At 57.4% G+C, this 22,156-nt stretch carries 18 protein-coding genes; 9 read left to right on the top strand and 9 right to left on the bottom strand.

Going from position 1 to position 22,156, the window contains the following annotated elements; translation table 11 throughout:
* Positions 1-180: 180 nt before the first annotated feature.
* Positions 181-1,302 (bottom strand): sugar diacid recognition domain-containing protein, encoded by a 1,122-nt coding sequence (locus tag AC3Y64_RS15005; protein ID WP_489984274.1) that lies wholly within the window; start codon positions 1,300-1,302, stop codon positions 181-183.
* 171 nt (positions 1,303-1,473) lie between these two features.
* Between AC3Y64_RS15005 and AC3Y64_RS15010 the strand changes: the two genes are divergently transcribed.
* The 4 genes from AC3Y64_RS15010 (at position 1,474) to rarD (ending at position 7,240) form a co-directional block, all read left to right on the top strand.
* Positions 1,474-2,784 (top strand): MFS transporter, encoded by a 1,311-nt coding sequence (locus AC3Y64_RS15010; RefSeq protein WP_158955018.1) that lies wholly within the window; start codon positions 1,474-1,476, stop codon positions 2,782-2,784.
* Between the two features lie 178 nt (positions 2,785-2,962).
* Positions 2,963-3,976, top strand: coding sequence for an aldo/keto reductase (locus AC3Y64_RS15015; protein WP_489984275.1), 1,014 nt, complete (start codon positions 2,963-2,965; stop codon positions 3,974-3,976).
* A 107-nt stretch (positions 3,977-4,083) separates the two neighbouring features.
* Positions 4,084-6,204 carry an acyltransferase family protein gene (locus AC3Y64_RS15020; protein WP_489984276.1) on the top strand — a complete coding sequence of 707 codons (2,121 nt, stop codon included), beginning with the start codon at positions 4,084-4,086 and terminating at the stop codon, positions 6,202-6,204.
* A 154-nt stretch (positions 6,205-6,358) separates the two neighbouring features.
* Positions 6,359-7,240, top strand: coding sequence for an EamA family transporter RarD (rarD, locus tag AC3Y64_RS15025; RefSeq protein ID WP_489984277.1), 882 nt, complete (start codon positions 6,359-6,361; stop codon positions 7,238-7,240).
* A 131-nt stretch (positions 7,241-7,371) separates the two neighbouring features.
* On the opposite strand, the gene hppD is transcribed toward rarD, so the two are convergent.
* Together hppD and AC3Y64_RS15035 are read right to left on the bottom strand one after the other, a co-directional pair.
* Positions 7,372-8,448, bottom strand: coding sequence for a 4-hydroxyphenylpyruvate dioxygenase (gene hppD, locus AC3Y64_RS15030; protein ID WP_489984278.1), 1,077 nt, complete (start codon positions 8,446-8,448; stop codon positions 7,372-7,374).
* A gap of 245 nt (positions 8,449-8,693) precedes the next feature.
* On the bottom strand, positions 8,694-9,641 hold the full coding sequence (locus AC3Y64_RS15035) for a DMT family transporter (RefSeq protein WP_489984279.1): 948 nt from the start codon (positions 9,639-9,641) through the stop codon (positions 8,694-8,696).
* A 77-nt stretch (positions 9,642-9,718) separates the two neighbouring features.
* On the opposite strand from AC3Y64_RS15035, the gene AC3Y64_RS15040 reads away from it, so the two are divergent.
* The 3 genes from AC3Y64_RS15040 to AC3Y64_RS15050 all read left to right on the top strand — a co-directional run bounded on the left by AC3Y64_RS15040 (position 9,719) and on the right by AC3Y64_RS15050 (position 12,841).
* Positions 9,719-10,591 carry a LysR family transcriptional regulator gene (locus tag AC3Y64_RS15040; protein ID WP_489984280.1) on the top strand — a complete coding sequence of 291 codons (873 nt, stop codon included), beginning with the start codon at positions 9,719-9,721 and terminating at the stop codon, positions 10,589-10,591.
* A gap of 114 nt (positions 10,592-10,705) precedes the next feature.
* Positions 10,706-12,241 (top strand): EAL domain-containing protein, encoded by a 1,536-nt coding sequence (locus AC3Y64_RS15045; RefSeq protein ID WP_489984281.1) that lies wholly within the window; start codon positions 10,706-10,708, stop codon positions 12,239-12,241.
* A gap of 234 nt (positions 12,242-12,475) precedes the next feature.
* On the top strand, positions 12,476-12,841 hold the full coding sequence (locus AC3Y64_RS15050; protein WP_489984282.1) for a histone-like nucleoid-structuring protein, MvaT/MvaU family: 366 nt from the start codon (positions 12,476-12,478) through the stop codon (positions 12,839-12,841).
* Between the two features lie 223 nt (positions 12,842-13,064).
* Here AC3Y64_RS15050 and AC3Y64_RS15055 read toward each other — a convergent pair whose 3' ends face one another.
* On the bottom strand, positions 13,065-13,583 hold the full coding sequence (locus AC3Y64_RS15055) for a DUF4946 domain-containing protein (RefSeq protein WP_489987972.1): 519 nt from the start codon (positions 13,581-13,583) through the stop codon (positions 13,065-13,067).
* A gap of 139 nt (positions 13,584-13,722) precedes the next feature.
* On the opposite strand from AC3Y64_RS15055, the gene gloA reads away from it, so the two are divergent.
* The gene (gene gloA / locus AC3Y64_RS15060; protein ID WP_158958696.1) at positions 13,723-14,244 is read left to right on the top strand and encodes a lactoylglutathione lyase; all 522 of its coding nucleotides are present in this window, start codon (positions 13,723-13,725) and stop codon (positions 14,242-14,244) included.
* A gap of 124 nt (positions 14,245-14,368) precedes the next feature.
* Here the strand turns inward: gloA and ahpF are convergent, their stop codons facing one another.
* The 3 genes from ahpF to AC3Y64_RS15075 form a co-directional block, all read right to left on the bottom strand.
* A complete protein-coding gene (ahpF, locus tag AC3Y64_RS15065) occupies positions 14,369-15,931 on the bottom strand; it encodes an alkyl hydroperoxide reductase subunit F (RefSeq protein WP_489984283.1) in 1,563 nt (520 codons plus the stop codon).
* Positions 15,932-16,055: 124 nt separating this feature from the next.
* Complete coding sequence (gene ahpC / locus AC3Y64_RS15070) at positions 16,056-16,619, bottom strand: alkyl hydroperoxide reductase subunit C (protein WP_007912224.1); 564 nt, start codon at positions 16,617-16,619, stop codon at positions 16,056-16,058.
* Positions 16,620-16,756: 137 nt separating this feature from the next.
* The gene (locus AC3Y64_RS15075) at positions 16,757-17,695 is read right to left on the bottom strand and encodes a site-specific integrase (protein ID WP_489984284.1); all 939 of its coding nucleotides are present in this window, start codon (positions 17,693-17,695) and stop codon (positions 16,757-16,759) included.
* Between the two features lie 177 nt (positions 17,696-17,872).
* Here AC3Y64_RS15075 and AC3Y64_RS15080 point away from each other — a divergent pair, with 177 nt between their 5' ends.
* A complete protein-coding gene (locus AC3Y64_RS15080) occupies positions 17,873-18,889 on the top strand; it encodes a DNA-binding protein (protein WP_489984285.1) in 1,017 nt (338 codons plus the stop codon).
* Here the strand turns inward: AC3Y64_RS15080 and gorA are convergent.
* Positions 18,886-20,244, bottom strand: coding sequence for a glutathione-disulfide reductase (gene gorA / locus AC3Y64_RS15085; RefSeq protein WP_489984286.1), 1,359 nt, complete (start codon positions 20,242-20,244; stop codon positions 18,886-18,888). The two genes, AC3Y64_RS15080 and gorA, sit on opposite strands and share 4 nt — an antisense overlap.
* 106 nt (positions 20,245-20,350) lie before the next feature.
* On the bottom strand, positions 20,351-21,880 hold the full coding sequence (locus AC3Y64_RS15090; RefSeq protein WP_489984287.1) for an MFS transporter: 1,530 nt from the start codon (positions 21,878-21,880) through the stop codon (positions 20,351-20,353).
* Positions 21,881-22,156: the final 276 nt, after the last annotated feature.

A 22,156-nucleotide genomic window follows, 5' to 3' on the forward strand; every position in this document is an offset into this window, starting at 1 on the left:
CACAAGCGGCGTGGGCGTTTATTGTTCATTTTCACAAAAGACAGAGGAATGGGTGGCGGCAGTGATGCCGCCATCGCTGGCAAGCCAGCTCCCACAGTTTCTGAGGTGTTCACAAGTTCTGTGTTTAGCATAAACCCCTGTGGGAGCTGGCTTGCCAGCGATGGCGCTCTCAAGAACACCTCAGGCTGATGGCTCAGTCTGCGGCAGCAACTGCACCCCCAGATACAGCGCCAACATCCCATCCAGCCGCAACGGATCAACCCCGCTCAGCTCGGCAATCCGCTCCATCCGATAGCGCAGACTGTTGCGATGGATGCCCAACGCGTCCGCACACGCCTGACTCTGCCCGTCGTGTTCGCACCAACTGCGCAACGTCGCCAGCAACTGACCGTTGCCGTCCTTGGCGATCACCTTGCGCAGCGGCTTGAGCAATTCATCCAGCGCATCATCATTGCGATGGCGCCACAGCATTACCGGCAAGCGATAGCGGTTGAGCGTCAGCAAGCGTGAATGCGGCAAGACTTCGCGGCCATACGCGAGCAAATCGCCGACCCGCCGATAACAGCGACGCAATCCCGCCAAGCCATCCGCCTGGCCACCCACGGCAATGCGCAAAATGTTCCAGCCCAGACCGTCGAGTTTTTCCAGCAGCCGATCATGCTCGACGTTGTGACTCGCCGGCCGACACCACAGCAGTGACGACTTGGCCGAACTCACGCACCAACTGTCTGGATAGCGCGAGGTCAGCCAGGCACTCAGTGCGTCGACGGTTTGTCCCGGTCCATGCTCCAGGCCCAGCTCGAACAGGTACGGCACCCGCGTCAGTTGCGGCTTGAGCCCTAGTTGCTGCGCTTCATCAATCAGTCGTGGCGAATCTCCGGCCTCGCTCAACAGCAATGCCAGCAGATCGTCGCAGCGCTGGCGGCGCCATTGCTGCTCGGCCTGCTGATTGCGTTGGCCGACGAGCATTTCGGCGGTCATGCGCACCAGTTCAGCGTAAGTGCGCAGCTGTTCCGGCTCGCCGGTGATGCCGAGTACACCGATCAGGCGTTGATCGAGCAGCAGCGGCAGGTTGATCCCCGGTTGCACGCCTTTCAAATGCACGGCGGTCTGCGCATCGATTTCCACCACGCGACCGTTGGCCAGCACCAGTTGCGCACCTTCGTGACGGGTGTTGATGCGCTCCGGTTCGCCGCTGCCGAGGATCAGACCCTGGCTGTCCATGACGTTGACGTTGTAGGGCAAAATGGCCATGGCCCGGTCGACGATGTCCTGGGCGAGGTCGTGATCGAGTTCAAACATAACGGCGGCAATCCTTATTTTCTGGCGCTGGCAGTTGTTCACGCGCACAGGGTCTGGCGGCAAACCCTGTGCTCAGGCACAAAGACAATCCTGCCAAGGTTGGCCGAGACTCTCAGGGCGATCAACGTTACCCTTTGCATCGCAAAAAATCATAATAAAGAGAGAGCCGCTATGTCGCACAGCGCCGCAGCTACCCAGACCATCGACGACGATAAAAATGCCGTTTATAAACGCGTCACCCTGCGTTTAATTCCCTTCATCTTCATCTGCTACTTGTTCAACTACCTCGACCGGGTCAACGTTGGATTCGCCAAACTGCAGATGCTCGACGCGTTGAAATTCAGCGAAACCGTATACGGCCTCGGTGCCGGCATCTTCTTCATCGGTTACGTGCTGTGTGGCGTACCGAGCAACCTGGCGTTGACCAAGTTCGGTCCGCGGCGCTGGATTGCGCTGATGATGATCACTTGGGGCACGCTGTCGACCTGCCTGTTGTTCGTCACCACCCCAACCGAGTTCTACACCCTGCGCCTGTTTACCGGTGCGGCCGAAGCCGGGTTCTTCCCGGGCGTCGTGCTGTATCTCTCGCAGTGGTTCCCGACCTTCCGCCGTGGCCGGATCATGGCGTTGTTCATGTCGGCAATCCCGGTTTCGGGCCTGCTGGGCAGCCCGTTTTCCGGCTGGATCCTCAACCACTTCGCCGCAGGGCAAGGTGGTTTGGCGGGTTGGCAGTGGATGTTCCTGCTGCAGGGTATTCCGACCGTCATCCTCGGCGCCCTCGCCTACTTCCTGCTGAGCGACAGCTTCGCCAATGCCAAATGGCTGACGCCCCACGAGCGCGCGGTGCTTGAAGCGGATCAGGCCGAAGACCTGGCGAACAAGCCGAAAACCACGTCCGATTCGTTGATTGCCGTGTTCAAGAACCCGGCAATCTGGGCGTTCGGCCTGATCTACTTCTGCATCCAGAGTGGCGTGTACGCGATCAACTTCTGGCTGCCGTCGATCATCAAGAACCTTGGCTTCAGCGATAACCTGGTGATCGGCTGGCTCAGTGCGATTCCGTATCTGCTGGCGGCGGTGTTCATGCTGGTCGTCGGTCGCTCGGCGGATCTGCGCAAAGAACGCCGCTGGCACTTGGTGGTGCCGATGCTGATGGGCGCGATCGGCCTGGTCATCGCGGTGAATTTCGCGGCCAATCCGGCGATCGCGATTCTCGGTCTGACCATTGCGACCATGGGCGCGCTGACCGGCCTGCCGATGTTCTGGCCGGTTCCGACCGCCATGTTGAGTGCCGGCGCTGCAGCCGGTGGTCTGGCGTTGATCAACTCGATGGGGCAGATGGCCGGTTTCCTCAGCCCGTACCTGGTCGGTTGGGTCAAGGACAGCACCGGTTCGACCGATGCGGCGCTGTATCTGCTAGCGGGTGTGATTGTCGCTGGTAGTCTGCTGGCGCTGCGGATGACGCGGACGTTGCGGGCTTAATAACAAGAGCAGGATCAAAAGATCGCAGCCTTTGGCAGCTCCTATCTTGGAATATGTTCCTTGTAGGAGCTGCCGCAGGCTGCGATCTTTTTGCGTTTAAATGCCGCAACAATTCACTTTGCGCCCTGTTACGCATCTGTTATTTGTTGAGGTTTTCCACCGACAAAAGGATTTCGGCATGAGCTATCGCACACTGGGGCATTCGGGTTTGCAGGTGTCCACCCTCACCCTCGGCACGATGATGTTTGGCGAGCAGACCAGCGCTGAGGATTCGTTGCGCATCATCGACAAGGCCTGGGATCAGGGCATCAATTTCATCGACACCGCCGATGTCTACACCCAGGGACGCTCCGAAGAGATCGTCGGCGAAGCGATTGCCCGCCATCGACATGAGTGGGTGCTGGCCACCAAGGTCGGTTTCGGCCCGGTGGACGGCGTACCGAACCGCAGCGGCTTGAGCCGCAAGCATATTTTCAATGGTCTGGAAGCCAGCCTCACTCGGCTCGGCACCGACTACCTCGACATTTATTACCTGCACCGCGAAGACCACAACACGCCGCTGGAAGTGACGGTGTCGGCGATTGGCGATCTGATTCGCCAAGGCAAGATTCGCTATTGGGGCCTGTCGAACTATCGCGGCTGGCGGATTGCCGAGGTGATTCGTATCGCCGATCAACTTGGCGTTGATCGACCGGTGATCAGCCAGCCGCTGTACAACATCGTCAACCGTCAGGCGGAAGCCGAGCAGATTACGGCGGCGCAGACCTACGGCCTCGGCGTGGTGCCTTACAGCCCACTGGCGCGCGGCGTACTCAGCGGCAAGTACGCGCCGGACGTCACACCGGACGCCAACAGCCGCGCCGGCCGTCAGGACAAACGCATCCTGGAAACCGAATGGCGCGTGGAGTCATTGCGCATTGCCCAGCAGATTCATCAGTACACCGAACAACGCGGCGTGGGCATGGTTGAATTTGCGATTGCCTGGGTGTTGAACAACAGCGCGGTGACGTCGGCGATTGTCGGGCCGCGCACAGAAGAACAGTGGGATGCGTACACCAAGGCGCAAACGGTGAAGATCACGGTGGAGGATGAGGCATTCATCGACTCGCTGGTCACGCCGGGGCACTCGTCGACGCCGGGGTTCAACGATGTCAGTCACTTTGTGTCAGGTCGCACGCCGCGTCAGGTTTAAGATTTTCCCTCTGTATCAACAGCCGATACAATCGGCTGTTTTTCATGGAATTGATCGCGATCAAATGGAATCTGATTGATCGCACTGACACGGCCCGGGATACATCAATGTTCAACCGCCCCATCGAATCTGCGCGAAAACCACTGCGCGCGTTGCTGTTTAAACTGTTCAGCACTAAAAACAGCCCGGGCATACAGGCGGTGCCAGGGACGACTGCAACGTCCGGTATCGGCAAACCCTCACTTGAATACCGCGCCGATATCGACGGCCTTCGTGCCATCGCGGTGCTGCTGGTGTTGGTTTTTCACGGCGGACTGTCGCTGTTCCCGGCCGGCTTCATCGGGGTCGACATCTTTTTCGTCATCTCCGGATACCTGACCACCTCGATCATCCTCAAGTCGCTGGATAACGGTACGTTCAGTTTCTCCGGCTTTTACACTCGGCGGATCTGGCGCTTGCAACCGGCGGTCATTGCCTTGCTCATCGTCACCCTGGCGATGACCACGCTGCTGTACTTGCCAAGTGACTACATCGATTTTCTCAAAAGCGAAAAGTACACCTCGCTGCTCATCTCCAATCAATACTTCGCCAAAGCGACAACAGGTTACGCCACGCCGGATGCGGCCAACTTGCCGCTGCTGCACACCTGGTCGCTGGCCATCGAGTGGCAGTGGTATCTGCTCTTGCCTCTGGGGCTCTGGCTGCTCCACCGCTATGTCGCGAAAAAAATCTTCAAGGCGACCGTCCTCGCTCTGACCTTGGCTGCGATGGCCGTGGCGCTATATTTGTCGTACGCGCATCCCGAGCAAAACTACTACTTCTTCACCGCACGTATTTTTGAGTTGATGATCGGCTCCTGCGCCGTGATCTTCAGCACCGAGACATTCCGGCTCAATCGCCTGAGCGCATCGCTGATCGGCGCACTGTCACTGGCGACGATCGCCTACTGCGCGACCCGCAACGACATCCTCTCAGGCTTTCCGAGCTATCACGCTTTTGCGGTGTGCCTTGCGACCGCGGCCCTGCTGTTTCGCGGGATCGGCGATGTCAGCGTCACGGCGAAAGTGCTGGCGTTCAAACCTCTGGTGTTTATAGGCACGCTCTCGTATTCCATTTACTTGTGGCACTGGCCGATCCTCGCGGTGATGAACGACTTGGGCATCGCGTTGACCCCGCCCGTGACGATCTTCTACTTCGTCGCCAGCTTCGTAATCGGTTACCTGTCCTTTGTCCTGATCGAAAACAGATTCCGAAAAACCCGGGCCAGCTTTGCCAAAACCCTGGTAGTGCTGATGATCGTGCCCGCAATCGCCCTGTCGATCCTGCACGCGGCTGGCCAGAAACACGAGGGCTGGCCGGGCCGCTTCGGCTCTGAGACCCGTCAACTGTTCGACCGCTTGAACGCGTCGGTTCCAACCGCCAGAGAAAAGTGCCTGGGCGTCAGCGACGGCGCCGATCCAGACTGCCTGTTCGGCGCCGTAAAAGCCGCGCCACAGGTGTTTCTGATGGGGGACTCCTATTCGAATCAGTACTGGGGGTTCGTCGACACGCTGGCGAAGGATGCCGACCTTTCAGTGCTCGCGCAGGCGTACCCGGCATGCCTGGCGCTGCCCGACCTCTATTTATACAACTGGTATAAATATAAAAACGCGCTGTATAAAAAGTGCCACGATGCCGCTCAGCGCTACTACGAGATCATCAGGAATAACGCCTTCCAGTACGTGATTATCGGACACTTCTGGGAGGGTTATATGTCCGATGCGATCGTCACCGGACTGGATGACCCGCGCAGCATCGAACTGTCGCGCCAACGCATGGCCGTGGCGATTCGCCAAGCGTTGGACACCATCGTGACCAACGGCGCAACGCCCGTTCTTCTGAAAAGCACCCTGCCCATGCCACCGGGCATTAATGAATGCCTGTTGAAACAGATCAAATTGCGCGGGCTGTTCGGCAGCGCAGAGCAAAGTCGTGGCTGCGCCTTGGCGCCATTGTCTGGCACACAAGACCCGGAACTGGAAAAGCTCTTCAGTGAACTGCAGGCTGAATACCCAAGCCTGATCATAGTCGATCCGAAGAGCGTGCAATGCGAGGGCCAATCCTGCATGACCACCGTCGATGGATTGCCGGTTTACCGCGACATTGGCCATATCACCGATCACGCGTCGTACCGGTTCGGCGAGATGTACATTCAGCGCTTTGGCAACCCACTGATCAAACCTCACTGACTACACTCCTTCGGGCGCTACCGGAATCTCGATCCACGGCAGCGCCTTCATTCGTGAGGACGGGATGTTGTAAATATTGAGCATCCGGCCAATATTCAGCACAAAAACCACGTATCCTTCGCGCCCCGTTTGATCACCCACCCGCGAGGACAGTTTGTCTAAAGGTATCGCTTTATCGGTTTCGGCCTCGGTGCTGTTTGCCGTCATGTATTACTACACCTCGCTGCTCACCCCACTGAGCGGCGTGGAAATTTTCGGCTGGCGCATGCTGTTGACGGTGCCGTGCATGACCGTGTTCATGTTGGTCTCTGGCGAGTGGCGACGAGTGCTGGAGCTGGTTCAGCTGATGGCCGCGAAGCCGAAATTGATCGCCGGCCTGGTCGTTTCTTCCGCCCTGCTCGGTGTGCAGCTGTGGCTGTTCATGTGGGCACCGCTCAATGGATATAGCCTCGATGTGTCGCTCGGCTACTTCCTGCTGCCGCTGGCCATGGTGCTGACCGGACGGATCGCCTACGGCGAAAGCCTGTCGTACCTGCAAAAAATCGCAGTGTTCTTCGCTACGTTGGGTGTGTTGAATGAGCTGTATCAGGTTGGCGGATTTTCCTGGGCGACACTGGTGGTCGTGGTTGGCTATCCGCTGTACTTCGTCCTGCGCAAATACCTGAAGACCGATCACCTCGGCGGGCTTTGGGTTGATATGACGCTGATGCTGCCGGTGGCGTATTGGTTCGTGCGTGGGGGTGAGCAAGGTTTTGGCGTGTTCGATCAATACCCGGGGTTGATGTGGCTGATCCCGTTACTGGGTTTGATCAGTGCCTCGGCGCTGGTGGTGTATATCATTGCCAGCCGTTTACTGCCGTTCAGCCTGTTTGGTTTGTTGAGTTACGTTGAACCGGTGTTACTGCTGGGCGTGGCGCTGCTGCTCGGCGAGAGCATCAAGTCTGGCGAATGGCTGACGTATATTCCGATCTGGATGGCGGTGGTGGTGCTGATCTTCGAAGGTTTTAAACATCTGATGCGACAGCGTCGCCCTTAAAAGCAAAAGATCGCAGCCTTCGGCAGCTCCTACAGGGAAAATGCATTCCACATGTAGGAGCTGCCGAAGGCTGCGATCTTTTGATCTTGAATGAAGCCCGACCGGCTTGAACGGGCCGGGCTTTTTACTGGTTACTCAGTGGCAAGCACGCCACGACGTACCTGGTCACGCTCGATCGATTCGAACAAGGCCTTGAAGTTGCCCTCGCCGAAACCATCGTCACCCTTGCGCTGGATGAACTCGAAGAACACCGGGCCCATCAGGGTTTCCGAGAAGATCTGCAGCAGCAGACGCTTGTCACCCTGCTCCGACGCGCCATCGAGCAGAATGCCGCGCGATTGCAGTTGATCGACCGGCTCGCCATGGTTCGGCAGGCGCCCTTCGAGCATTTCGTAATAGGTATCCGGCGGCGCGGTCATGAAGCGCATGCCGATCTTCTTCAACTGATCCCAGGTCTTGATCAGGTCGTCGGTGAGGAACGCTACGTGCTGGATGCCTTCACCGTTGAACTGCATCAGGAACTCTTCGATCTGCCCGGCACCCTTTGACGACTCTTCGTTGAGCGGGATGCGGATCATGCCGTCCGGCGCGGTCATCGCTTTCGAGGTCAGGCCGGTGTATTCGCCCTTGATGTCGAAGTAGCGGATTTCACGGAAGTTGAACAGCTTCTCGTAGAAGTTCGCCCAGTAGGCCATGCGACCGCGATAGACGTTGTGCGTCAGGTGGTCGATGATCTTCAGGCCCGCACCGACCGGGTTGCGATCAACGCCTTCGAGAAACACGAAGTCGATGTCATAGATCGAGCTGCCTTCACCGAAACGGTCGATCAGGTACAGCGGCGCGCCGCCAATACCTTTGATCGCTGGCAGGTTCAGTTCCATCGGACCGGTTTCGATGTGGATCGGCTGAGCGCCAAGTTCCAGTGCGCGGTTGTAGGCTTTTTGCGAATCCTTGACGCGGAACGCCATGCCGCAAACCGACGGGCCGTGTTCGGCCGCGAAGTACGAAGCGACGCTGTTGGGTTCGTTGTTGAGGATCAGATTGATCGCGCCCTGACGGTACAGGTGCACGTTCTTGGAACGGTGGGTGGCGACTTTGGTGAAGCCCATGATCTCGAAGATCGGCTCCAGGGTGCCCGGCACTGGCGAGGCGAGCTCGATGAATTCAAAGCCCATCAGGCCCATTGGGTTTTCGTATAAATCTGTCATGGTGACGCCTCATCATTTCTTATCAATTAACCTGGGTTATTTGTCAGTCATGTGAGGTCGGTGGGTGGCGCGCAGGAGATGCCGCGCACACTGCGGGCAAGGAAGTCACCGTAGATCAGTTGAAACCCGAATATCTTCATTGTCGACCCAAGGCTTTTGCGGGCGAGGCTTCTGCTGCCAGAAGACGATTATTATTGTATGCGTAAACCGATTCTACACAGCGTAAATAGGCTTGTCTGCCCTCTCTATAAAATCCGCTTTTTTCTGACCGGTGCAAGGGGTTTGTTGCACAGGTAAATGCCCGCAAGGATCAGCGCACCGCCCAGGCACATGGCCGGGGTTAGCTGCTCGCCGAGCAGCAACGCACCGAGAATCACGGCGGTCAGCGGGTTGAGCGCGATAAACACCCCGGAACGCGTCGCACCGATCTTGCGGATACCGTCGTAGTAGCCGATGTAGGCCAAGGCCGAGCCAAGGACCCCGAGGTAGGTCAGGCTCAGCCATTGCCGAGCGTCAAGTTTCAGCAGTGCCGGCCAGTTCAACTCACCCCGCACGAGTGCCAGCGCGCAGAGCATCAAGGTGCCGAGCAGAATCGAATAGGTCACGGTTTGCAGCGGACCCAGTGTCTGGTTGAGGCTGCGGGAAAACAATGAATAAACACCCCAGCCCAGCACACAACCGAAAATCAACAGATCACCGATCCAGGCATCCGCTGTCGTGGCGAGCAATTGTGGATTGCGACTGACAATCACCAGACCGGCTCCAGCGATGCAGATCGCGATACCCATCACTTTCAACCGGCTCAAACGCTCCTTGAACAGCATCCATGACGCCAACCCGATGACTGCCGGATTCAACGCGACAATCAACGAGGCTCGCGACGCGTTGATGTAATTCAACCCATAAAAGAAGCACAGGTTGTAAAAGAAAATTCCGAAAAACCCCAGAAGCGTCAGTTGCAGCCATTGCCGTGGCGTCGGTCGCGCCAATGGAATCCGCGCCACACATAGAAAGCCAAGCAATGCAGCGCTGGCCAGCAGAAAGCGCAGGCTGGCGGCGAACAGTGGACTCAAGCCACCGGCCAGGTAGCGCCCGGCGACAAACGTCCCGCCCCAGATCATGGTGACAGCTGCCAGCGTCAGGTAAACCGTCAGGCCCGAGGTGGTTGTAGAGGATTGCTCGAATTGCCGCATGATGCTCCCGACGAAGAGGCTTGAGGATGACGTATCATTCACTTCATTCAACCTCATCGTAAAATGAGCAAACACTCATGACCCTGACCCAATTGGAAATTTTCTCGCGGGTAGCCGAGCTACGCGGTTTCACCCTCGCGGCCCACCGTCTGGGCATCTCCCAATCCGCCGTCTCTCACGCGATGAAGTCTCTCGAACAAGAACTCGGCGTTGAGCTGCTGCGCCGGCACCAGTCGCAAGTCGAACTCAGCGACATTGGTGAACAGTTGCTCCTGCGGGCGCGGGCGATGCTCGGCCTCGCCAACACCTTGCGTCAGGAAGCGACCGATGCTCGCGGAATGAAAAGCGGCACGTTGCGCATCGGCTCGTTCGGTCCGACGTCATCGATCAAGTTGTTGCCGGCGATTCTTGAGCCCTTTCGCCGGGCGCATCCGGGCATCGAAGTGCACATCGATGAAGGCCCGGACCGGCAAGTCTTGCAATGGCTGGAAGAGCGACGCATTGACGTCGGTTTCGTGGTGTTGCCCGAGGAGCGTTTCGACACGTTTGCCTTGAGTGAAGACCAAATGGTCGCCCTGCTCCCCCTCGGCCATCACTTGGCGGCGAGTCCGGCGGTAACCCTGAGGGATCTGTGCAGCGATCCGTTTGTGCTGACCGAGGCCGGTTCATCGGAATTGGTGTCGCGGTTGTTCATCGCTGCGCGCCTGCAACCGAACATCCGTTTCCGCTGCTCGCAACTGCTCAGCACCCTCGCCACGGTGGCGCGTGGCGAGGCGATCACGATTGTGGCTGAAGGCTCATTGCCCGATGAGGCGAATCCGCAATACATCAAAAAGCCGCTATCGCCCGCCGTGCAGCGTCAGGTCGGGCTCGCCGTTCTTGATCAGCGCCAGGCCTCCCCGGCGACACGCGCCTTTATCGAACTGGCCACGCGAATCCAGCGGCCGTGAGCGGCGCAAGCGGCATCTGCCAACTATCCTCGCTCTGACACAAACCTATTTCAACGGCACGCCGCTGCCCGGCCTGCGTTCAAAAGCCTCACCCCATCGCGACAGGATGCGCCCATGCCGTTGACCGTCAGACCCCGCCGCAAGCGCAGCACCCGCATCGCCGTCACCCTGTTGAGTGGTCTGCTGCCAGTATTGCTGGGCAGCGTGATCCTTTACATGCAAGCCGAACGCACCCTTGAGCAGAGCGCACGGCACACTGCCGATGAGGCCTTGCGCCAGTTCGAATTAATGCTCGACAACACTGCGCAAGCGGCGCGGGAATTGTTGCCGCTGGCCGGTACAACCTGCGAAGAGGTCAAACTGGCACTGCGCGAACAAGTGACGCGCCGGCCCTTCGTGCGCTCGACCAATCTGGTGTGGGACAACAACCTCTATTGCAGCTCGCTGTTCGGCGACTTCAAAGAAGCCGTCAACGAGGGGGATTATCACGAAGGCAAGTTGTGGCTTATGAACGGCAACCCGGTGACGCCCAATACCGCGCTGCTGGTGTATCGCCTCAGTGACGGTCGCGGCGGCGCGCTGACCACGCTAGATGGCTACCACTTGAGTAACATTTTGCGCTTGATCGGCCGAGAGACCCTGCTGCTACTGCAAGTGGGCGACAACTGGCTATCGGCCGACGGTAAAGTTCACCAAGGCGCCCTGCCGCCGCTGCCCGTCGCGCAAACCACGCTGGTTTCCCCTGATCATGCATTCAGCGTTTCAGCCGGTTTCCCTCAAGGGGAAACCTGGCGCTACATGGCTGACGAGTACCCACCGTTGTTCAGTCTGCTGATATTTTTTGGCGCGGTCTCGGGCGCCATCGGCCATGTCCTGCAGAAACGCTCGACCTCGCCCAGCCATGAAATGCTGCGTGCGCTCGACGCTGGAGAATTCATTCCCTATTTCCAGCCGGTGGTGCATGGCGACAGCAAGAAATGGTCGGGCGCCGAAGTATTGATGCGCTGGAACCATCCCAAGGAAGGATTGGTACGCCCGGATCTGTTTATTCCGTTTGCCGAACATTCGGGGCTGATCGTGCCAATGACTCGCGCACTGATGCAGCAGACGGCCGCCCTCTTGGGCCCACAATCAGCGTTGTTGGTGCAGCCGTTTCGTATCAGCATCAATATTACGGCGAGCCATTGCAGGGATCTGGAACTGGTCAAAGACTGCCGCGAATTTCTCGCGGCCTTCACCCCCGAGAGCATCAGCCTCGTCCTGGAACTGACCGAACGGGAACTGATCGAGCCCACCGATATTACCCGTCAGCTGTTCGAACAGTTGCATGCCCTGGGCGTGAGGATCGCGATCGACGACTTCGGTACCGGTCACTCGAGCCTGGCGTACTTGCGCAAATTCAACGTCGACTTTCTCAAGATCGACCAGAGTTTCGTCTCCATGATCGGCATCGACGCCCTGTCGCGACATATTCTGGACACGATCATCGAACTCTCGGCGAAGCTCGATCTGGGTATTGTTGCCGAAGGTGTCGAAACACAGGAACAGGCCGATTACCTGACCGCTCATCATGTTAACTTCCTGCAAGGCTATCTGTTCGGCAAGCCCATGCCGGCTGCCGAATTTCTCCGCGCATTAAGTCATGATTAACTAATCAGGTTTATGCCGGCCATGCCGACGAATCGCACCAAATTGATTCAAAAGACCACTGTTGTTACATGAAGACAACATCAGGATTTACTCTTGGCGCATTAACTACTACAATTTTTTCAACCTGAGCAAAACTGGCAGGTGAGCCATTTATCACCGAGTCGCTTCAAGGCTCTTGGCTTATAGCTTTGTTTGCGGTTGGTATCAGCCAAACACACTATTGGAGTAAAGATATTGTCCAGACTCGCTGAATTTCGTGCAGCTGAAAAGGCCCTTCAGGAACAGCTCAAGCAGCTGGAATCGCTGAAGAACGATGCCGGGCTCAAGAAAGAAATCGAATTCGAAGAAAAGCTCCAGGGGCTGATGAAAACCTATGGCAAAGGCCTGAAAGACATCGTTGCCATTCTCGATCCGAACCCGGCCAAGTCGGCCCTGCAAGTGTCTGCGGCTCCAAAGACCCGTCGCGCTCGCGTGGTCAAGGTTTACCAGAACCCTCACACCGGCGAACTGATTGAAACCAAAGGCGGCAACCACCGCGGGCTGAAAGCCTGGAAGGAACAATACGGTGCTGGCACTGTTGATTCCTGGTTGCGCGGTTAACTTTTTAACGGCCACAAAAAAGCCCTGCACTCGCAGGGCTTTTTTGTTGACAATATCTAACAAATGAAATGAATTTCATCGAACAAGTTGCGACAACCGTGTAACGTCCTTGAAGCAGATAGCTAAACATTTTGCTGCCCAATGTTGCAGCAGAAGCCCAATGTTAAACTTTGTGCTTAATCCCTTCGAGTATCTAATCTCGACCGCGTTTAGATCCGACGAATTAAAGTTTCAGGCTGTTTCTCACCTCGACTATTTCGTCTGCGCTCGCCTTATAAATCTCCGCCTGACCGGCGTACGAAAGAACATAAGCCTTATCCGCTTCGACCGCCGCGACCAGCGTTTGTGATAACACGTGCCGACCGTTTTCGGTGATCGTGCAAGTCGATTCCAGCGCAGGCAAAGAGCCGAGCGTCGCCGGGTGGACTTTGTTGCAGACACTTTGGTAGCCGCCCTGGAAGAAATCCTTCTGGATCGATTTACGCATTTCCAGCAGCACGCCTTGCAAGTTGACCTGATGCCCTGCCTCGACCTGAGTCATGGTCAACTCCATGACCATCACCTGATTGCCATCGGCATCATTCTTGACCGCCCGTTGACGGGACACCTGCGGTGACGCGTCCGGGAGCGCCTCGACCTCCCAGCCTGCCGGCCAGGTGATGCTCGGCTCACCCGCAACCACCGGGGCTACGATCAGAGACAAGCCAAAAAAAACAAACAGGGATTTAAACAGTCGGATCATGACCGGGCGCACTCGAAGATTGAACGACAAAGTCTGAGCCCCGCTCGCGCACAGGGCAAGCCTGCCCTTTCATTTGGCGATGCCGGCAGGCATGCGTATCATTGCGCCCATTCACTCGCCCATAGCTATTGGAGGGCCCATGAGCCTGCAAGAACTGAACACTTTCCCCGGCGTCACTGCCACGCCAGACAGCGCAACCCGCAACTTCGTCTTCAACCACACCATGCTGCGTGTAAAAGACATCACCAAGTCTTTGGATTTCTACACCCGCGTGCTGGGTTTTTCTCTGGTTGAAAAGCGCGACTTCGCGGAAGCCGAGTTCAGCCTGTACTTCCTCGCCCTGGTCGACAAATCCCAGATCCCGGCGGATGCGGCTGCGCGGACCGAGTGGATGAAGTCGATCCCAGGCATCCTGGAGTTGACGCACAACCACGGCACCGAAAACGATGCTGACTTTGCCTACCACAACGGCAACACCGATCCGCGTGGTTTTGGCCACATCTGCATCTCGGTGCCGGACATCGTTGCCGCATGCGCGCGTTTTGAAGAGCTGGGCTGCGACTTTCAGAAGCGCCTGACCGATGGCCGCATGAAAAGTCTGGCGTTCATCAAGGATCCGGACGGTTACTGGGTCGAGATCATCCAGCCAGCGCCGCTGTAAAAAGATCGCAGGCTTCGCCAGCTCCTACACAATCTCTGTAGGAGCTGCCGCAGGCTGCGATCTTTTGTGTCAGGCATAAAAAACCCGTGATTGCTCACGGGTTTTTTCATTTCTGCCAAGACGTTTAAGCCGGAGCGGACGTGCGAATCAAGTGATCAAACGCGCTCAGAGAAGCTTTAGCGCCCTCGCCCACCGCAATCACGATCTGCTTGTACGGCACAGTGGTCACGTCACCGGCAGCGAAGATGCCCGGAATCGACGTTTCACCACGGTTATCGACAATGATCTCGCCACGTGGCGACAGCTCGATGGTGCCCTTCAGCCAGTCAGTGTTCGGCAACAAACCAATCTGCACAAAGATCCCTTCCAGCTCGACAGTGCGCAGCTCATCAGTGTTGCGATCCTTGTAGCGCAGGCCGTTGACCTTCTCGCCGTTACCGGTGACTTCAGTGGTTTGCGCACTGGTGATCACGGTGACGTTCGGCAAGCTGTGCAATTTGCGCTGCAATACAGCGTCGGCGCGCAGTTGTACGTCGAACTCCAGCAGCGTGACGTGGGACACAATACCGGCCAGGTCGATAGCCGCTTCAACGCCGGAGTTACCGCCGCCGATCACCGCCACGCGCTTGCCTTTGAACAGCGGGCCATCGCAGTGCGGGCAGTACGCCACGCCTTTGTTGCGATATTCCTGCTCGCCCGGCACGTTCATTTCACGCCAGCGCGCACCGGTCGCCAGGATCACGCTCTTGGCTTTGAGGGTTGCACCGCTGGCGAAGTGGACTTCGTGCAGCTCGCCGTTTTTGCCAGGAATCAGCTTGTCGGCGCGCTGCAGGTTCATGATATCGACGTCGTACTGTTTGACGTGTTCTTCCAGCGCTGTGGCCAGTTTCGGCCCTTCGGTTTCCTGTACGGAAATGAAGTTCTCGATGGCCATGGTGTCCAGCACCTGGCCGCCGAAACGTTCAGCGGCAACACCGGTGCGGATGCCTTTACGGGCGGCATAGATCGCCGCCGAAGCACCGGCGGGGCCACCGCCGACAACCAATACGTCAAAGGCTTCTTTCGCGCTGATTTTCTCGGCCTGACGCTCAATGGCGCCGGTGTCGAGTCTGGCGAGAATCTCTTCCAGACCCATGCGGCCCTGACCGAAGTTTTCACCGTTGAGGTAGATACTCGGCACCGCCATGATCTTGCGATCGTTGACTTCATCCTGGAACAACGCGCCGTCGATGGCGACATGGCGAATGTTCGGGTTGAGCACGGCCATCAGGTTCAGCGCCTGGACCACGTCCGGGCAGTTCTGGCAGGACAGCGAAAAGTAAGTCTCGAAGCTGAACTCACCTTTGAGCGAGCGAATCTGCTCGATCACTTCAACACTGGCTTTCGATGGGTGACCGCCGACTTGCAGCAAGGCCAGTACCAGCGAGGTGAACTCGTGGCCCATCGGGATCCCGGCGAAACGCAGACTGATGTCAGCGCCTGGGCGGTTGATCGAGAACGATGGTTTGCGGGCATCGTCACCGCTGTCGATCAGGGTAATTTGGCTCGAAAGACTGGCAACGTCTTTCAGCAGTTCCAGCATTTCACGGGATTTCGCACCGTCGTCGAGGGAAGCAACGATCTCGATCGGCTGGGTGACCCGTTCCAGGTACGATTTCAACTGGGCTTTAAGATTGGCGTCCAACATACGGGCGATTTCCTTTATTTGAGGCGAAAAAAAGCCCGAGCGAATCTCGCCCGGGCATTTTTATTGGGCGGTGCAGCGTACTTAAGTAGGTGCGGCGTACCGCCCTGAGTTGCGTGTCACAGACTTAGATCTTGCCGACCAGGTCCAGGGACGGTGCCAGAGTGGCCTCGCCTTCTTTCCACTTGGCTGGGCAAACTTCGCCTGGGTGAGCAGCAACGTACTGAGCAGCCTTGATTTTGCGCAGCAGCTCGGAAGCGTCACGGCCAACGCCGCCATCGTTCAGTTCAACGATTTTGATCTGGCCTTCAGGGTTGATCACGAAGGTGCCACGGTCAGCCAGGCCAACTTCTTCGATCAGCACGTCGAAGTTGCGGGAGATGGCGTGGGTCGGGTCGCCGATCATGGTGTATTCGATTTTGCCGATGGCTGGCGAAGTGTTGTGCCAGGCAGCGTGGGCAAAGTGGGTGTCGGTGGAAACGCTGTAGATCTCTACGCCCAATTTCTGGAAGGCAGCGTAGTTGTCAGCCAGGTCTTCCAGCTCGGTTGGGCAAACGAAGGTGAAGTCGGCTGGGTAGAAGAACACGACCGACCACTTGCCTTTCAGGTCAGCGTCCGAGACTTGAACGAAGTCGCCGTTTTTGAACGCGGTAGCTTTGAACGGTTTTACTTGGCTGTTGATGATAGGCATTGATGACTCTCCGTCAGGGGTTGTGAATTCGATGGGTGAATCCTACCCACTCACTTGACGGATGGCTCATTGGCAAACCTCATACTCCTGATTTGTTTTCGCTATTAGTCGACTGTATTAATAGAAGAAAACGATCTCTACGACGAAGCCGGGTTATCCATAATCCGAGCCATCCCCTGGAATGGGCTGGCTTCAACATAGCGCATGGCGGACTTCATGTCCTTCCAGCCGACGTAGCTCATCAGCGATTTCAGATCCCAGCCACTTTGATGCGCCCACGTGGCAAAGCCGCGACGCAGGGAGTGGCTGGTGTAGTTTTCGGCGGCAATCCCGGCGCGCTGCAAGGCCTGACGCAATAACGGGATGATGCTGTTGGCGTGCAAACCGTCTTCATTCAGATTGCCCCAGCGGTCGATGCTGCGGAAAACCGGACCACGTACCAGTGCCGCTTCGGTGATCCAGTCGATATAGGCCTGCACCGGGCAAAGCTTGAGTAATGCCGGAGCTTGATAGGTCTGCCCGAGATTCTCCCGATCGCCCTTACTGCGCGGCAGATACAAGGTGATGCCTTTGCCGGCCTGCGCCTGCACGTGCTCGATTTGCAAGCGACACAGCTCATCGCTGCGGAAGCCGCGCCAGAATCCCAACAGGATCAGTGCTCGGTCGCGAAAAGCCTTGAGCATCAACGGACGATCCTGCTGCTCTCGCGCGGCTTGCGCTTCTTGCCCCAGCCAATCGATGACGCGCTGCAGATCCTGCAACTGCAACGGCTCAGCTTGTTTCTCCTGCGCCGGGTGCAATGCGCGGATCCCTTTGAACACTTTGCGCACCACCGGCGACTTGGTTGGATCGGCAAAGCCCTGACTGTTGTGCCACTGCGCCAGAGCCGACAGGCGCAGCTTCAACGTATTGATCGACAGCTCGCCGGCGTGAGCCACCAGATACCGCGCGACGCTGTCAGCCGTGGCCGGCAAGAACCCGCCCCACTTCACTTCGAAATGTTCAATGGCCGCGCGATAGCTACGGCGGGTGTTGTCACGGGTGGCGGCTTGCAGATAGCGATCCAGATCGCTCATGGGCTGTTTTCTCGCTGGCGTACTGATTCAAGGGTACAGATATGCATTTTGCCGCCTGACACTGGGTAATACCAGTATATCCCGCGTCTTAAATTTCTAAGATTTACCTTTATTTTTAGAATGGTACACTGCGTATCTTAGTGGCATGTACCACAGTACGAAACCGTAGGAGTTCACATGGCCCGTGGCGGCATTACCAAAGCACTGGTGCAAATCGCGCGCACCGCGATTCTGGCTCGCGGCGAACACCCAAGCATCGATGCAGTACGCATCGAAATGGGCAACACTGGCTCGAAAACCACGATCCATCGTTATTTGAAAGAGCTGGACGACGGCGCCCAGCCCATTGAAGCCTCGGCCGAGCCTATCGATGATGAGTTGACCGCCCTCGTCTCTCGCCTCGCCCAGCGCCTGAAAGAACAGGCGCAAGAGCCCATCGAACAGGCTCGCGAGCAGTTCGAAGAACAGCGTGAGGCTCTGGAATCAGAGTTGAAGCAAGTTCGTCAGGCACTGGAAAAAATCGAGCACGAACACAGCATTCAAGGTGCCGCACTGGAGCGCGAATCCGAGGCACTGAACAACACCCGCTCGATGCTGCAGACCGAACAAACCCGTAACGCCGGGCTGAACCAGGCATTGGCCGACTTCGAGTTGCGCCTGCAGGACAAGGACGAGCAGATCCGCTCACTGGAAGAAAAGCATCTGCACGCGCGCGATGCGCTGGAGCACTACCGCAACGCCACTCGAGAACAGCGCGAGCAGGAACAGAGTCGCCACGAAACTCAGATGCAACAGGTTCAGGCCGAACTGCGTCAGGCGCAGCAAAGTGCATTGGTGCGTCAGGACGAGATCACTCAATTGCACCGTGACAACGAGCGCCTCCTGACCGAAAACCGTGGCACTCAGCGCGAGCTGAGCCTGACGCAGGATCAGCTCAAGCAAAGCAATCAGCGTCAGGATCAATTGCTGGAGCAAGCGACCCGCGTCGACAGCGAGCGCACCCTCCTCCAGGAACGTCTGCGCGTGGCCACGCTGGAAAGCCAGACACTCAAACAGAGCGTCGAGGAGCAAACGCTGCTCAACCAGTCACTGGAAAAGGAATTGAGCAAGACTCAAGCGAGTCTGGAAGAAAGCCAGCGCCTGGCGACCACCGTTGCGGCGGCGCCAGACACAGGCAAACCGAAGGACGTTTAAGCGCCGACCGGTGTACGCATGGTGACAAACTCTTCGGCGGCCGTCGGGTGCACCCCGATCGTGTCGTCGAAGTCGCGCTTAGTCGCACCAGCCTTCAGCGCGATTGCCAGACCCTGGACGATTTCGCCGGCATCCGGGCCAACCATGTGGCAGCCGAGGACTTTGTCGGTCTTTCCGTCGACCACCAGCTTCATCAGGGTTTTCTCCTGACATTCAGTCAGCGTCAGCTTCATCGGGCGGAAGCGGCTTTCGAAGACCACTACATCGTGGCCAGCCTCGCGCGCTTCCTCTTCGGTCAAACCGACCGTGCCGATGTTCGGCAGGCTGAACACCGCCGTCGGGATCATTTTGTAATCCACCGGACGGTACTGCTCAGGCTTGAACAGACGTCGCGCCACCGCCATGCCTTCCGCCAACGCCACAGGCGTCAGCTGTACACGACCAATGACATCGCCCAGCGCCAGAATCGATGGCTCGCTGGTCTGGTATTGCTCGTCGACTTTGATAAAGCCTTTGTCGGTGAGCTGCACATCGGTGTTCTCCAGCCCCAGATTGTCGAGCATCGGACGCCGGCCGGTCGCATAGAAAATGCAATCCGCTTCCAGCTCACGACCGTCCTTCAGGGTGGCCTTCAGGCTGTCGTCAGCCTGCTTGTCGATACGCGCGATGTCGGCATTGAATTGCAGATCCAGACCACGCTTGGTCAACTCTTCCTGCAAATGCTTGCGTACCGAACCATCGAAACCGCGCAGGAACAGATCACCGCGATACAGCAGCGTGGTGTTGGCACCGAGACCGTGGAAGATCCCGGCGAACTCGACCGCGATGTAACCGCCGCCAACCACCAGCACACGCTTTGGCAGTTCTTTAAGGAAAAACGCTTCGTTGGAACCGATCGCATGCTCGCGCCCCGGAATCTCCGGAATCTGCGGCCAGCCACCGGTGGCGATCAGAATGTTTTTCGCGGTGTAGCGCTCGCCATTCACTTCAACTTCATGCGGGCCAACGATCTTCGCGTGCGCCTCATGCAAGGTCACGCCGCTGTTGACCAGCAGGTTGCGATAAATGCCGTTGAGGCGGTTGATCTCGCGATCCTTGTTGGCGATCAGCGTCGCCCAATCGAAATTCGCCTCACCCAGACTCCAGCCGAAACCGGATGCCTGCTCAAAGTCTTCGGCGAAATGCGCGCCGTACACCAACAGCTTCTTCGGCACGCAGCCAACGTTGACGCAGGTTCCACCCAGATAACGGCTTTCCGCCACCGCCACTTTCGCGCCAAACCCCGCTGCAAAACGCGCAGCGCGCACACCGCCGGAACCGGCACCAATCACATAAAGGTCAAAATCGTAGGCCATGTCTATCTCCTCGGCAGGGGATCAGCATACCTGCAGATGCTCATTGAGCAAGCCTCTGCCGTTATGCCGATGACCAATGCCGAGGGTTTGAGCAGCAAGCTCTTGATCAGTGACATTCTGCGGACTGAGCCTTTGGTAACCGCAGGGTACACCAGGCCATCAAAACCGCTATGAACGCCAAACCGAAAGCGACCCACGATACCAATGCAATTCCGCCTTCAAATGCACTTCCCGCCTGCTGCATTAACTGTTGCGCTTGATCCCCCGCCAACCCCGTCGCCACATGATGGGCGCCAGCCAGCGTTTCACTTGCCAGCATCGTCTGGGCATCGCTCAAAAACGCTGGGAGCTGCAAGTCTGCGCGATAGTGAGCCGTAACCAGGCCGCCAAGCAGGGTCGTCCCTAAAACGACGCCTACCTCATAAGCTGTTTCACTGATAGCGGAAGCTGCACCGGCCTTAGCTGGGGGCGCCGCCGACAAAATCACGTCATTGGAAACCGTAGCGATCGCGCCCACTCCGATATTCAGCAACGCGAACGCCGCAACCAATACCGCAAGACTACTGCCCACGCTGGCCACGAGTAAAAACGCAACAGCGGCGAAGGCCACCAGAATCGGTATCAGCACATGCACAGGCATACGCTGAGCGACCGGGACGACCGCCATTCCAACCACAATCGCCATGATTTGACCCGGCACCAACGCAAGGCTTGCACTCAAAGGCGACATCTGCAGGACAATCTGCAAAAACTGAGTGGTGAAGAAAACAAAACCGACGAGGAACGCAAGACTCATCAAATTGATCAGAACAGACCCGCTAAAAGTCCCGTTGCGGAACAGAGTCATATCCATCAACGGCACAGGAAGACGTAACTGGCGGCGGACAAACATCCAGCCTGCCAATACACCGACCAGAAAGGCCCCCAGTACGACCCCGTCAACACCTTCACTGGCGGCATGCTTGATGCCGTAAACGATGCCACCCAAGGCGGCCATCGACTGAAGAATGCTGATCGGATCCAACGGCCCAGATGCATCACGCTCCGACTCAGGAAGCAATAGCGGACCCAACACCAACAGCGGAATCAGAACGGGTACCGCCAAAAGAAAAATCGCGCCCCAATCAAAGAACTGCAGCAACACTCCGCCCACCAAAGGCCCCAGAGCCGAACCGACGGTCAATGTCGTGGCCCAGATCGCGACAGCCAGCCTGCGCTCCTCTCGATCCTCAAACACCGAACGTATCAATGCCAATGTGGAAGGCATCAGCATCGCCCCGAAAATCCCCATGCAGGCACGCCCGATAATCAACTGCAAGGCCGTCTCGGAATAAGCGGTCAGCACCGATACCACAGCAAATCCGAGCGAGCCGATAAGCAGCAACTTGCGGTGCCCGACCCGATCTCCCAGACTTCCCATGGACACCAGCAGTCCGGCGAGCACCAACGAGTAGGCGTCGATCATCCACAGCTGTTGACTGGCACTCGGGCGCAAAGCTTCGGCGATTTTGGGTAATGCGAAACCCAGTACGGTGTTATCAACGGTCACCAGTAATACTGGCAACATCAACACGCCCAAACCAAGCCAACGCTTGGACTTCGCTTTGCTAACGGTGACCTCATGAACAAGCGGCACTGGCAAATTCCTTATGTTGAAATCTTGATTCCGCAGAACTGAACGAGCAGTCGCAAAAGATCTACCTGCGCTCATCCATGGCGAGGATCCTGGAGTTCAACAGCGAACAGCCGCACTGACAATTATTCATTTGTTTCTTATTACTACCTGGAGTTGTCCTCCAAATTTCGACGCCTTACGCTTGGAAGCGCATCTTTTTCCGGCGCAAAAAAACGCCCCGAACCAGTCGGGGCGTTTTTGATCTTCACACGAATGACACGGTGCAAAGTCTCTACA

The organism is Pseudomonas sp. 4CAES_32.4, from assembly GCF_058136335.1.